Below are 12,998 nucleotides of genomic sequence, written 5' to 3'. Positions count from 1 at the left end.
AAGAGGTTTCCTCTCCGCCCGTGCACGCATGTTAAGGGGCTGAAAAACACCGATGGCAAAGCAAGATTACTACGAGATTTTAGGCGTCTCCAAAACAGCGGAAGAGCGTGAAATCAAAAAGGCTTACAAGCGCCTGGCCATGAAGTATCACCCGGACCGCAACCAGGGTGATAAAGAGGCCGAAGCCAAATTTAAAGAAATCAAAGAAGCGTATGAAATCCTGACTGATGCCCAGAAGCGTGCGGCCTACGATCAGTACGGCCACGCGGCCTTCGAACAGGGCGGCATGGGCGGCGGCGGCGGTTTTGGCGGCGGTGCGGATTTCAGCGATATCTTTGGCGATGTTTTCGGCGATATCTTTGGCGGCGGACGTGGTCGTCAGCGCGCGGCGCGCGGCGCCGATCTCCGTTACAACATGGAGCTGACGCTGGAAGAAGCGGTGCGTGGCGTCACCAAAGAGATCCGTATTCCGACGCTGGAAGAGTGCGACGTCTGTCACGGCAGCGGCGCCAAGGCCGGCAGCAAGCCGCAGACCTGTCCGACCTGTCATGGCGCAGGCCAGGTGCAGATGCGTCAGGGCTTCTTTGCGGTACAGCAGACCTGTCCGCACTGTCAGGGACGCGGTACGCTGATTAAAGATCCATGCAACAAATGTCATGGTCATGGGCGTGTAGAGAAAACGAAAACCTTGTCGGTTAAAATTCCGGCAGGTGTGGACACCGGCGATCGGATCCGTCTGGCGGGCGAAGGCGAAGCTGGCGAGCATGGCGCACCGGCAGGCGATCTGTACGTACAGGTCCAGGTGAAGCAGCACGCTATCTTTGAGCGTGAAGGTAATAACCTGTACTGCGAAGTCCCGATCAACTTCACGATGGCGGCGCTGGGTGGTGAGATTGAAGTGCCGACGCTCGACGGTCGCGTCAGTCTGAAAGTGCCGGGTGAAACCCAGACCGGCAAGCTGTTCCGCATGCGCGGCAAAGGTGTGAAATCCGTTCGCGGCGGCGCCCAGGGCGATCTGCTGTGCCGCGTGGTGGTGGAGACGCCGGTAGGGCTGAATGAGAAGCAGAAGCAGCTGCTGAAAGAGCTGCAGGAGAGCTTCGGCGGCCCGACCGGGGAAAACAACAGCCCGCGTTCGAAAAGCTTCTTCGACGGTGTGAAGAAGTTCTTCGACGACCTGACCCGCTAATTCCGCTTTTCCTGATATCCGGCCCGGGCCTTGCTGCCCGGGCTTTTTTTGCCTTACGCCTCCTCTTTTATTCGTAAAAAACGAACTTTAAAGCAATTTAAATCTGATTTTTTCGAGTTATCAGTGTGTGTATTATGCTTTTATCGAGTTATTCACCAACAGGATGAAAGTAAAAGTGAAACATCTGCAACGATTCTTTAGTAGCGATGCTTCCGGCGGCATTGTCTTAATCATTGCCGCCGCGCTGGCGATGGTGATGGCCAATACCAGCGTGACCAGCGGTCTGTATCACTCCTTCCTGGAGACGCCAGTTCAGCTGCGAGTCGGGGCGCTGGAGATCAATAAAAACATGCTGTTATGGATCAATGATGCCCTGATGGCGGTGTTTTTTTTACTGATTGGCCTGGAGGTCAAACGTGAGCTGATTCAGGGGTCGCTGGCGAGCCGTCGTCAGGCGGTGTTTCCAGTGATTGCCGCGCTCGGCGGGATGATTGTGCCGGCGCTGGTCTATCTGGCTTTTAACGCCCAGGATCCTGTCGCCAGAGAGGGGTGGGCGATCCCCGCGGCGACGGATATTGCCTTTGCGCTCGGTGTGCTGGCGCTGTTAGGTAGCCGGGTACCGACGGCGCTGAAGATTTTCCTGATGGCGCTGGCGATTATTGATGACCTCGGGGCTATCGTGATTATCGCGCTGTTTTATACCCACGACCTGTCCATGCTTTCGCTGGGCGTGGCGGCGGCGGCAATTGCGGTGCTGGTGGCCCTGAACCTCAGCGGCGTGCGGCGTACCGGGATCTATATTCTGGTTGGCGCGGTGCTGTGGACGGCGGTGCTGAAGTCTGGCGTTCATGCGACCCTTGCCGGGGTGATCGTCGGCTTTATGATCCCGCTCGAGGAAAAGCATGGCAAGTCACCGGCCAAAGCGCTTGAGCATGTCCTGCACCCGTGGGTCGCGTTTATGATCCTGCCGCTGTTCGCCTTCGCCAACGCTGGCGTTTCGCTGCAGGGAGTCACCCTGGCCGGACTGACGTCGCTTCTGCCGCTGGGCATTATGGTCGGGCTGTTTATCGGCAAGCCGCTGGGGATCAGCCTGTTCTGCTGGCTGGCGCTGAAGCTGAAGTGGGCCTCGCTGCCGGAGGGGACCACCTGCAAGCAGATCATGGCGGTGGGTATTCTGTGTGGGATTGGCTTTACGATGTCGATTTTCATCGCCACTCTGGCCTTCGGCAGCGTCGACCCCGCGTTGATCAACTGGGCCAAGCTTGGCATCCTGATTGGCTCAGTGCTATCAGCAGTCATCGGATATCTCATACTGCGTCAGCGCGTGACGGAGACTCGCCTCGCGGTATAACCTTTCTGCAGGAGAGCCTGCGTGGCTCTCCTGGACATTATCAGGGAGAGAAGCATGTCACATATCAACTACAACCATCTGTACTACTTCTGGCACGTGTATAAAGAAGGGTCCGTCGTTGGCGCGGCGGAGGCGCTGTTTCTGACGCCGCAGACGATTACCGGGCAGATCAAAGCCCTGGAAGAGCGCCTGCAGGGTAAGTTGTTTAAGCGAAAAGGAAGGGGACTGGAGCCGAGTGAGCTGGGCGAGCTGGTCTTCCGCTATGCCGACCGCATGTTTACCCTCAGCCAGGAGATGCTCGACATCGTCAACTACCGCAAAGAGTCGAATCTGCTGTTTGATGTCGGCGTCGCTGATGCGTTATCCAAGCGGCTGGTCAGCGGCGTGCTGGATGCCGCCGTCGTTGAGAGTGAGCAGATCCATCTGCGCTGTTTTGAATCCACCCATGAGCTGCTGCTGGAGCAACTGAGCCAGCATAAGCTCGATATGATTATCTCTGACTGTCCGATCGACTCGACACAGCAGGAAGGGCTATTTTCGGTGAAGATTGGCGAGTGCAGCGTCAGCTTCTGGTGCATGAACCCGGCGCCGACGAAGCCGTTTCCGGCCTGTCTGGAAGAGCGGCGGCTGCTGATCCCCGGTCGGCGTTCGATGCTGGGGCGTAAACTGCTGAACTGGATTAACGTGCAGGGCCTGAAGGTGGAGATCCTCGGCGAATTTGACGATGCGGCGCTCATGAAAGCCTTCGGCGCCGCGCATAATGCGATATTTGTCGCGCCGACGCTCTATGCGCATGATTTCTACTATGACGAATCGATTATCGAAATTGGCCGCATGGATAGCGTGATGGAGGAGTATCACGCTATTTTTGCCGAGCGAATGATTCAGCATCCCGCGGTTCAGCGCATCTGTAATCGCGATTACTCGTCCCTGTTTACCGAACCCCGATAGCCTGCCGGCGTGGGCTGGCGTGGCGCTGGCCGCGCCAGCGTGCGTTAGCGGGGGAAGATGGCGGGCATAAAAAAACCCGCTTTCGCGGGTTTCTTTAACAAAGTTCAGCAAGCAGGCGATTAAGCCAGTTTGTTGATCTGTGCAGTCAGGTTTGCTTTATGACGCGCAGCTTTGTTTTTGTGGATCAGACCTTTAGCAGCCTGACGGTCCACGATTGGTTGCATTTCGTTAAATGCTTTCTGTGCAGCAGCTTTGTCGCCAGCTTCGATAGCTGCGTATACTTTCTTGATGAAAGTACGCATCATAGAGCGACGGCTTGCGTTGTGCTTGCGAGCCTTTTCAGACTGAACGGCGCGCTTCTTAGCTGATTTGATATTAGCCAAGGTCCAACTCCCAAATGTGTTCTATATGGACAATTCAAAGGCCGAGGAATATGCCCGTTTAGCCTTCTTTTGTCAATGGATTTGTGCAAATAAGCGCCGTTTAACACCACAGCGCTTCATTACGTAGTGATGGCGCAAGATTCTACCAGCTTGTTGCAGTCGAATACAGCTTTTCCACCATAAAAATCGCCGGGCGCGGCCAGTTTTCCCGCTTTCTCGCGCTGAGTGAATGAATTCCTGAGAACTTTCGTTGCCGAGGTGCAATCGCTGGTTAACGTTGACAGTTGTACAAGGTATACTCGGACGATTTTCACTGTTTTGAGCCAGACATGAAGCTGATACGCGGCATACATAATCTCAGTCAGGCGCCGCACGGGTGCGTGCTGACCATTGGTAATTTTGACGGCGTGCATCGTGGGCATCAGGCACTGCTGCAGCGGTTGCGCGAAGAGGGCCGCCAGCGCGGTTTACCGGTGGTGGTGATGATTTTCGAACCCCAACCGCTGGAGCTCTTTGCCGCCGATAAAGCCCCGGCGCGGTTGACCCGCCTGCGTGAAAAGCTGGGCTATCTGGCTGAAAGCGGGGTCGACTATGTATTGTGCGTTCGCTTTGACCGCCGGTTCGCCGCGCTAACCGCGCAGGATTTTATCAGCGAACTGCTGGTGCGCCGCCTGGGTGTGCAGTTCCTTGCCGTCGGTGATGATTTCCGCTTTGGCGCTGGTCGCCAGGGGGATTTCTTGTTATTGCAAAAGGCCGGAGCGGAATACGGCTTCGACGTGACCAGCACCCAGACTTTCTGCGAAGGTGGGGTGCGTATCAGCAGTACGGCGGTGCGTCAGGCGCTGGCGGATGACGATCTCCTGCTGGCGGAGACGCTGCTGGGCCATCCGTTTAGCATCTCCGGACGCGTCGTTCATGGTGATGAACTGGGCCGTACCATAGGTTTTCCGACGGCGAACTTACCGCTGCGTCGTCAGGTTTCCCCGGTTAAAGGGGTCTATGCGGTAGAAGTGACAGGGCTGGGCGACAAACCCATAGCGGGCGTCGCCAATATTGGCACCCGTCCAACGGTCGCGGGCGTGCGTCAGCAGCTTGAAGTACATCTGTTGGACGTTGTAATGGACCTCTACGGTCGCCATATCAATGTAGTACTGCGTAAAAAGATACGTAACGAGCAGCGGTTTGCGTCGCTGGACGAGCTGAAGGCGCAAATCGCACGTGATGAGTTAACGGCCCGCGAATTATTTGGGCTGACCAGCCAGGCCTGAGCCGCTGGTATTTATCAAACCGAAATACGGAACCGAGAATCTGATGAGTGACTATAAATCGACCCTGAATTTGCCGGAAACAGGGTTCCCTATGCGTGGCGACCTCGCCAAACGCGAACCGGGAATGCTGGCGCGTTGGACCGATGATGACCTGTACGGCATCATTCGTGCAGCCAAAAAAGGCAAAAAAACCTTCATTCTGCATGATGGCCCTCCTTATGCGAATGGCAGCATTCATATTGGTCACTCGGTTAACAAGATTCTGAAAGACATTATCGTTAAGTCCAAAGGACTGACGGGCTTTGACTCGCCGTACGTTCCGGGTTGGGACTGCCACGGTTTGCCGATCGAACTGAAAGTCGAGCAACAATACGGCAAGCCGGGTGAGAAATTCACCGCCGCAGAATTCCGCGCCAAGTGCCGCGAATATGCCGCGGAGCAGATCGACGGTCAGCGTAAAGACTTTATCCGCCTGGGCGTGCTGGGCGACTGGTCGCGTCCGTACCTGACCATGGACTTCAAAACCGAAGCCAACATCATCCGTGCGCTGGGTAAAATCATCGGCAACGGTCATCTGCATAAAGGCGCTAAGCCGGTGCACTGGTGCGTTGACTGCCGTTCCGCGCTGGCGGAAGCGGAAGTGGAGTATTACGACAAAACCTCTCCGTCTATCGATGTGGCGTTCCACGCGGTAGACAAAGCCGCGGTACTGGCGAAATTCGGCGTAGCCGACGTCAACGGCCCGGTTTCCCTGGTTATCTGGACCACCACGCCGTGGACCCTGCCGGCTAACCGCGCCATCTCTCTGTCGCCGGAATTCGACTACGCGCTGGTGCAGGTTGACGGTCAGGCGCTGATCCTGGCGAAAGACCTGGTTGAGAGCGTGATGAAGCGCCTTGGCGTTACGGATTACCGTATCCTGGCGGCGGTACAAGGTTCAGAACTTGAACTGATGCGCTTTAAGCATCCGTTCCTCGATTTCGACGTGCCGGCGATCCTTGGCGACCACGTGACGCTGGACGCGGGTACCGGTGCGGTGCATACCGCCGGCGGCCACGGTCCGGACGACTACACCATCAGCCAGAAATACGGTCTGGAAATCGCCAACCCGGTTGGCCCGGACGGTGCTTACCTGCCAGGTACTTACCCGTCTCTGGATGGTATCAACGTCTTCAAAGCCAACGACATCATCGTTGAGATGCTGCGTGACAGCGGCGCGCTGCTGCACGTGGAAAAAATGCAGCACAGCTATCCGTGCTGCTGGCGCCACAAATCGCCGATCATCTTCCGCGCCACCCCGCAGTGGTTCGTCAGCATGGATCAGAAAGGCCTGCGCGCGCAGTCGCTGAAAGAGATCAAAGGCGTGCAGTGGATCCCGGACTGGGGCCAGGCGCGTATCGAATCGATGGTGGCCAACCGCCCTGACTGGTGTATCTCCCGTCAGCGTACCTGGGGCGTGCCGATGTCGCTGTTCGTGCACAAAGAAACCCACGAACTGCACCCGCGTACCCTCGAACTGATGGAAGAAGTGGCGAAACGCGTTGAAGTTGACGGCATCCAGGCGTGGTGGGATCTCGATTCCCGCGACATCCTTGGCGATGACGCCGACAGCTACGAGAAAGTGCCGGATACCCTCGACGTGTGGTTTGACTCCGGGTCGACCCACTCTTCCGTGGTTGATGTGCGTCCGGAATTCGCCGGTCACTCCGCGGACATGTATCTGGAAGGCTCTGACCAGCATCGCGGCTGGTTCATGTCTTCACTGATGATCTCCACGGCGATGAAAGGCAAAGCGCCATATCGCCAGGTACTGACCCACGGCTTCACCGTCGATGGCCAGGGCCGCAAAATGTCCAAGTCTATCGGTAACACCGTTAGCCCGCAGGACGTGATGAACAAGCTGGGCGCCGATATCCTGCGTCTGTGGGTGGCTTCCACCGACTACACCGGCGAAATGGCGGTCTCCGATGAGATCCTCAAACGCGCCGCGGACAGCTATCGTCGTATCCGTAACACCGCGCGCTTCCTGCTGGCGAACCTGAACGGTTTCGATCCAGCGAAAGACATGGTTAAACCGGAAGAGATGGTGGTGCTGGACCGCTGGGCAGTCGGCTGCGCGCAGGCGGCACAGGAAGATATCCTGAAAGCCTACGAATCCTACGACTTCCATGAAGTGGTACAGCGCCTGATGCGCTTCTGCTCCATCGAAATGGGCTCGTTCTACCTCGACATCATCAAAGACCGCCAGTACACCGCGAAAGCGGACAGCGTGGCGCGTCGCAGCTGCCAGACCGCGCTGTTCCATATCGTGGAAGCGCTGGTGCGCTGGATGGCGCCGATCATGTCCTTCACCGCGGACGAAATCTGGGGCTACCTGCCGGGCGATCGTGAGAAATATGTCTTCACCGGCGAGTGGTATGAAGGTCTGTTCGGCCTGGCCGACGATGAAGCGATGAACGACGGTTTCTGGGATGAATTGCTCAAGGTGCGCGGCGAAGTCAACAAGGTGATCGAGCAAGCGCGTGCGGATAAGAAAGTCGGTGGCTCTCTGGAAGCAGCGGTCACGCTGTATGCCGATGCCGACCTGGCGACCAAGCTCAACGCGCTGGGCGATGAATTACGATTTGTCCTGTTGACCTCCGGCGCCAACGTTGCCGATTATGCGCAGGCGCCGGCTGATGCCTGGCAGAGCGATCTGCTGAAAGGGCTGAAAGTGGTCCTGAGTAAAGCCGAGGGCGAGAAGTGCCCACGCTGCTGGCATTACACCAGTGACGTCGGCAAGGTAGCGGAACACGCAGAAATCTGCGGTCGCTGTGTGAGCAACGTCGCCGGTAACGGCGAGCAACGTAAATTCGCCTGATGAGTAAATCGATCTGTTCAACGGGGCTACGCTGGCTGTGGGTCGTCGTAGCCGTGCTGATTATCGATCTGGGTAGCAAATTCCTGATCCTCCAGAACTTCGCTCTGGGGGAGACGGTTCCGCTGTTCCCGTCGCTTAATCTGCATTATGCCCGCAACTATGGCGCGGCGTTTAGTTTCCTCGCCGACAGCGGCGGCTGGCAGCGCTGGTTCTTTTCCGGGATCGCGATCGGCATTTGTGTGGTGCTGACGGTACTGATGTACCGTTCGAAGGCGACGCAAAAGCTGAACAATATTGCCTACGCCCTGATTATCGGCGGTGCGCTGGGTAACTTGTTCGATCGCCTGTGGCACGGCTTCGTGGTCGATATGATCGACTTCTACGTCGGCGACTGGCATTTCGCCACCTTCAACCTCGCCGATAGTGCGATCTGCATCGGCGCAGCGCTGATTGTGCTGGAAGGTTTCTTGCCGAAACCGACCGCGAAAGAGCAGGCGTAAATGTCAATGCCGGGTGGCGCTACGCTTACCCGGCCTACAGAATTTGTGGCCGCCCGTCGGTCCGGTTAGCATAGCGCCACCGGGCAACCGGTGACCTAAAACAAGCGAGCAATTTGCATGTCTAAATCCGTACAGAGCAACAGCGCGGTACTGGTGCACTTCACACTGAAACTGGACGACGGCTCCACCGCCGAGTCCACCCGCAGCAACGGCAAACCGGCGCTGTTTCGCCTCGGCGACACCTCTCTGTCTGAAGGGCTGGAGCAACAGCTTCTCGGTCTGAAAGAGGGGGAGAAAAAGGCCTTTTCGCTGGAGCCTGACGCCGCCTTTGGCGTACCCAGCCCGGACCTGATTCAGTATTTCTCTCGCCGTGAGTTTATCGACGCTGGCGAACCAGAGATCGGCGCGATTATGCTCTTTACCGCAATGGATGGCAGCGAAATGCCTGGCGTGATCCGCGAAGTGAACGGCGATTCCATCACCGTCGACTTCAACCATCCGCTGGCCGGGCGCACCGTTCATTTTGATATTGAAGTGCTGGAGATCGATCCGGCGCTGGAGGAGTAACATGCAGATCCTGTTGGCTAACCCGCGCGGTTTTTGCGCTGGCGTTGACCGCGCTATCAGCATTGTAGAAAACGCGCTGACGCTGTACGGCGCACCGATCTATGTTCGCCATGAAGTGGTGCACAACCGCTATGTGGTGGATAGCCTGCGCAAGCGCGGCGCCATTTTTATCGAACAGATCAGCGAAGTGCCGGACGGCGCGATCCTGATTTTCTCCGCCCACGGTGTTTCGCAGGCGGTACGCAACGAAGCGAAGAGCCGCGACCTGACGGTGTTCGATGCCACCTGTCCGCTGGTGACCAAAGTCCATATGGAAGTCGCCCGCGCCAGCCGCCGCGGCGAAGAGTCGATTCTGATTGGCCATGCCGGCCACCCGGAAGTCGAAGGTACCATGGGACAGTACAACAACCCGCAAGGGGGCATGTACCTGGTCGAGTCGCCGGAAGACGTTCTCAAGCTGGAAGTCAAAAACGACGCCCGGCTGTCGTTTATGACCCAGACCACGCTCTCCGTCGACGATACGTCTGACGTTATTGACGCCCTGCGCGCGCGTTTCCCGAAAATCGTCGGCCCGCGCAAAGACGACATTTGCTATGCCACCACTAACCGTCAGGAAGCCGTGCGCGCGCTGGCGGAGCAGGCTGACGTGGTGCTGGTGGTCGGGTCGAAAAACTCCTCCAACTCTAACCGCCTCGCCGAGCTGGCGCAGCGGATGGGCAAAGCGGCTTACCTGATTGACGACGCCTCCGATATCCAGGAAGCGTGGGTCAAGGATGCGGCCTGTGTCGGCGTGACGGCGGGCGCATCGGCGCCGGATATTCTGGTGCAGAACGTCATTACCCGCCTGCAGGAGCTGGGCGGCGGCGAAGCCGTGCCACTGGAAGGCCGGGAAGAGAATATCGTCTTTGAAGTGCCGAAAGAGCTGCGTGTGGATGTCCGTGAAGTAGAGTAAGTTCTTTCCTCCAGCAGTATGAGAAGATGCCAGACTTAACGTCTGGCATTTTTTTAGGGAGAAACCATGCGCTTACCGATCATTCTTGATACTGACCCGGGCATCGACGATGCTGCCGCCATTGCCGCGGCGCTGTTCGCGCCCGAGCTGGAGCTGCAACTGATGACCACCGTGGCGGGCAACGTTTCGGTGGAGAAGACGACCCGTAACGCGCTGCAGCTGCTGCACTTCTGGAATGCCGATGTGCCGCTGGCGCAAGGGGCGTCGATGCCGCTGGTGCGTCCGTTGCGCGACGCCGCCTCGGTGCATGGCGAATCCGGCATGGAGGGGTATGACTTTGTTGAGCATCAACGTCAGCCGCTGGCGAAGCCGGCCTTCCAGGCGATCCGCGATGCATTGATGCACGCTGCCGAGCCGATTACTCTGGTGGCGATTGGCCCGCTGACCAATATAGCGCTGCTGCTGACCCAGTATCCAGAATGTGTGTTCAACATTCGCCGACTGGTGATCATGGGCGGTTCCGCGGGGCGCGGCAACTTCACGCCGAATGCGGAATTCAATATCGCTATCGACCCGGAAGCCGCCGCGAAAGTCTTCCACAGCGGGCTGGACATAGTCATGTGCGGGCTGGACGTCACCAACCGAGCGCTGCTGGCGGCAGATTACCTGGCGACGCTACCGACGCTGAACCAGACTGGTAAAATGCTTCATGCTCTGTTTAGCCACTATCGCAGCGGCAGCATGAGCAGTGGTTTGCGAATGCACGATCTCTGCGCTATTGCGTGGCTGGCGCGCCCGGAACTGTTCACTCTCCAGCCGTGCTTTGTGGCGGTGGAGACGCAGGGGACCTGGACCGCGGGCACCACGGTGGTGGATATCGAAGGGCGACTGGGCCAGCCGGCGAACGCCCAGGTGGCGCTGGATATCGACGTGGAAGGGTTTCAGCGCTGGGCAGCGGAGGTGATTGCCCTGGCGCCGTGATAAATCACTCGATTTTCAAGGAAAGAAGCAATGACCTATGGACAGGCGTATTTGAGCGGCTGGAAAGAGACCTTTAATTTTAGTGGCCGCGCCAGCCGGCAGCAGTTCTGGACGTTTTTTCTCATCAATGTATTGATCGCCACCATGCCGCTGGCGGCCTGGTGTCTGGCAACCAGCGTTAACCCTCAATACGGTATCCTCAGTTTTGTTGTCATTCCCTTTGCCGCGCTCTGGCTGCTGCTGATGGCGCTCCCCTTGCTGGCTGTTGGCTGCCGGCGAATGCATGATATCGGCCGCTCCGGGATCTGGTTTGTGTTGGGGGTTATCATTCCGTGGTTTGCAATTATTTCGCTGGCTCTGTGCTGCCTGCGTTCAACGCCGGCACCGTCTCGCTGAGATAATCAATCATCACCCGCATCCTGGCGGGCATATGCTTATCTCCCGCCCACAGCAGCCACAGGTCGCCGGAGTAGCTGCTGATGAATTCCCACTCGGGCAGCACCTGCACGATATCGCCCTTCGCCAGCGCCTCGCGAGCGGTAAACAGCGGCAGGCTGCCAATGCCCAGATGCTGCTTAACCGCGTCGAGGCGGACGGCGGTATGGTTGGCGGCGTACCGCCCGTAGGTTTGCACTGTTTCGCTTTTCCCTTCCCGGCGGAACTTCCAGCGCGCGTCGGCGGGCGTTTCGCCAAGACTAATGCAGCAATGCGCGCGCAGATCCTGCGGCGTATACGGCGTACCGTGCTGCTGTAAATAGGGCTCAGTGGCGCAGATAACGTGCCTGATTGGCATCAGCGGTTTGCCATGCAGACCAGGGGAAGGGGTATCGGTGATGCGCAGCGCCAAATCAATACCGTCATCGATAAAATCCAGAGGGCGATCTTCCAGCCGCAGGCAGACGTCCACCTGCGGGTAGCGATGGAAAAACGCCATCATCAGCGGGTGGATCACAAAGCGGCCGACGGCTTTCGGTACGCTGAGCGTCAGCTTTCCCTGAGCGACCGTTTGGCGACTGCTGGCGGAATCTATCGCCTGCCGCGCCGCTTCCAGCATCTGCTGGGCATGCTGATACACTGTTTCCCCGGCATCGCTCAGTCGCAGCTTGCGGGTGGTACGATGCAGCAGCTTGCTGCCCATCTCCCGCTCCAGCCGCGACACGCTGCGGCTCACGGCGGAGGGCGTCAGTCCGCTCTGGCGGGCGACGGCGGAAAAGCTGCCCTGGTCGACAATCTGGACGAAGAGGGCGAGGTCCGGCAGGAGGTTTAGATTCATTTGTGCTCCCGGGGCAAAAGTGCATTGGCGGGTGGTGGGATTATCGCTGTCGATATTATCAATATACTGGTCGGACAGAGAGGAGAATCACCATGACTGAACGAGTTTATTACACCAGCGATGCTACCGACGGGCGCGCCCAGATCATCGCCTGCACCGCAGAAGTGGATGGCCGTTACGCCATCGAACTGGATCGGACGTTGTTTCACCCGCAAGGAGGCGGTCAACCGGCAGACCGCGGCTGGATAGCCGGGCAGGTGGTTGAGACGGTTATTGTGCGCGGCGACAGCGTGCTGCATATCCTGTCGCAAGCGCTTCCCCTCGGTGACGTGGAGATGAAAATTGATGCCTCCGCGAGACAGCTGCATGCCCGTCTGCATTCTGCCGGCCACCTGCTTGGCCTGGCGGGCGAACAGCTTGGCTGGCAACCGGTGAAAGCGCACCACTGGCCCGGCGAAGGGCGGATAACCTTTACCTGCAGGAACAATGCCGCGCTGCCGGACGCCAGTGCGCTACTGGCGCCGGTGAAGGCCTGGCAGGCGCAGGACTTACCGCGTCAGGTGACGTTCGCTGATGGCTTGCGCCAGGTGGGCTTCGGCGAACTGCCCGCTTATCCCTGCGGTGGCACCCACGTCGCCCGTCTGGCGGAGCTGGGCGACGTCGTCGTCAGCCAGATTAAAATGAAGAAGGGGCAGCTGGTGGTCAGCTACACCCTGGCGTAAGCGT

At 58.2% G+C, this 12,998-nt stretch carries 13 protein-coding genes and 1 pseudogene; 12 read left to right on the top strand and 2 right to left on the bottom strand.

What is annotated here, in order from left to right; all coding sequences use genetic code 11:
• Positions 1-52 precede the first annotated feature (52 nt).
• The 3 genes from dnaJ to nhaR all read left to right on the top strand — a co-directional run bounded on the left by dnaJ (position 53) and on the right by nhaR (position 3,488).
• Positions 53-1,186 carry a molecular chaperone DnaJ gene (gene dnaJ, locus NKJ21_RS14270; protein ID WP_008807497.1) on the top strand — a complete coding sequence of 378 codons (1,134 nt, stop codon included), beginning with the start codon at positions 53-55 and terminating at the stop codon, positions 1,184-1,186.
• A 175-nt stretch (positions 1,187-1,361) separates the two neighbouring features.
• A complete protein-coding gene (nhaA, locus tag NKJ21_RS14265) occupies positions 1,362-2,537 on the top strand; it encodes a Na+/H+ antiporter NhaA (protein ID WP_254732952.1) in 1,176 nt (391 codons plus the stop codon).
• A gap of 54 nt (positions 2,538-2,591) precedes the next feature.
• On the top strand, positions 2,592-3,488 hold the full coding sequence (gene nhaR / locus NKJ21_RS14260; RefSeq protein ID WP_008807495.1) for a transcriptional activator NhaR: 897 nt from the start codon (positions 2,592-2,594) through the stop codon (positions 3,486-3,488).
• 119 nt (positions 3,489-3,607) lie between these two features.
• Here the strand turns inward: nhaR and rpsT are convergent, their stop codons facing one another.
• The gene (rpsT, locus tag NKJ21_RS14255; RefSeq protein WP_002887965.1) at positions 3,608-3,871 is read right to left on the bottom strand and encodes a 30S ribosomal protein S20; all 264 of its coding nucleotides are present in this window, start codon (positions 3,869-3,871) and stop codon (positions 3,608-3,610) included.
• 116 nt (positions 3,872-3,987) lie between these two features.
• Between rpsT and NKJ21_RS27850 the strand changes: the two are divergent.
• From NKJ21_RS27850 to NKJ21_RS14220, 8 genes and pseudogenes are all read left to right on the top strand, one after another.
• Positions 3,988-4,193 (top strand): annotated as a pseudogene (locus NKJ21_RS27850) (DUF2575 domain-containing protein); the annotation flags it as partial.
• A 7-nt stretch (positions 4,194-4,200) separates the two neighbouring features.
• Positions 4,201-5,139: a bifunctional riboflavin kinase/FAD synthetase gene (gene ribF, locus NKJ21_RS14250; RefSeq protein WP_008807494.1), complete on the top strand. Its 939-nt coding sequence runs from the start codon at positions 4,201-4,203 to the stop codon at positions 5,137-5,139.
• 43 nt (positions 5,140-5,182) lie between these two features.
• A complete protein-coding gene (ileS, locus tag NKJ21_RS14245; protein ID WP_239270615.1) occupies positions 5,183-7,999 on the top strand; it encodes an isoleucine--tRNA ligase in 2,817 nt (938 codons plus the stop codon).
• Positions 7,999-8,499: a signal peptidase II gene (gene lspA, locus NKJ21_RS14240; RefSeq protein WP_008807492.1), complete on the top strand. Its 501-nt coding sequence runs from the start codon at positions 7,999-8,001 to the stop codon at positions 8,497-8,499. Before ileS ends, lspA begins: the two co-directional genes overlap by 1 nt.
• A gap of 117 nt (positions 8,500-8,616) precedes the next feature.
• Positions 8,617-9,066: an FKBP-type peptidyl-prolyl cis-trans isomerase gene (gene fkpB / locus NKJ21_RS14235; protein ID WP_002887976.1), complete on the top strand. Its 450-nt coding sequence runs from the start codon at positions 8,617-8,619 to the stop codon at positions 9,064-9,066.
• Position 9,067: 1 nt separating this feature from the next.
• A complete protein-coding gene (gene ispH / locus NKJ21_RS14230; RefSeq protein WP_002887979.1) occupies positions 9,068-10,018 on the top strand; it encodes a 4-hydroxy-3-methylbut-2-enyl diphosphate reductase in 951 nt (316 codons plus the stop codon).
• A 66-nt stretch (positions 10,019-10,084) separates the two neighbouring features.
• A complete protein-coding gene (rihC, locus tag NKJ21_RS14225) occupies positions 10,085-10,999 on the top strand; it encodes a ribonucleoside hydrolase RihC (RefSeq protein WP_012968970.1) in 915 nt (304 codons plus the stop codon).
• Between the two features lie 30 nt (positions 11,000-11,029).
• Positions 11,030-11,395, top strand: coding sequence for a DUF805 domain-containing protein (locus tag NKJ21_RS14220; protein ID WP_016160277.1), 366 nt, complete (start codon positions 11,030-11,032; stop codon positions 11,393-11,395).
• Here the strand turns inward: NKJ21_RS14220 and NKJ21_RS14215 are convergent.
• On the bottom strand, positions 11,343-12,272 hold the full coding sequence (locus NKJ21_RS14215; protein ID WP_008807489.1) for a LysR family transcriptional regulator: 930 nt from the start codon (positions 12,270-12,272) through the stop codon (positions 11,343-11,345). The genes NKJ21_RS14220 and NKJ21_RS14215 overlap by 53 nt on opposite strands.
• 92 nt (positions 12,273-12,364) lie before the next feature.
• Between NKJ21_RS14215 and NKJ21_RS14210 the strand changes: the two genes are divergently transcribed.
• The gene (locus NKJ21_RS14210; RefSeq protein ID WP_109910223.1) at positions 12,365-12,994 is read left to right on the top strand and encodes a hypothetical protein; all 630 of its coding nucleotides are present in this window, start codon (positions 12,365-12,367) and stop codon (positions 12,992-12,994) included.
• Positions 12,995-12,998 lie beyond the last annotated feature (4 nt).

The sequence above is a fragment of the Klebsiella sp. SWET4 genome, from assembly GCF_024296565.1.
Lineage (GTDB): Bacteria > Pseudomonadota > Gammaproteobacteria > Enterobacterales > Enterobacteriaceae > Klebsiella > Klebsiella variicola.
The sequence above is the reverse complement of the archived record's forward strand: the minus strand, read 5'-3'. Positions and strand labels throughout refer to the sequence as shown.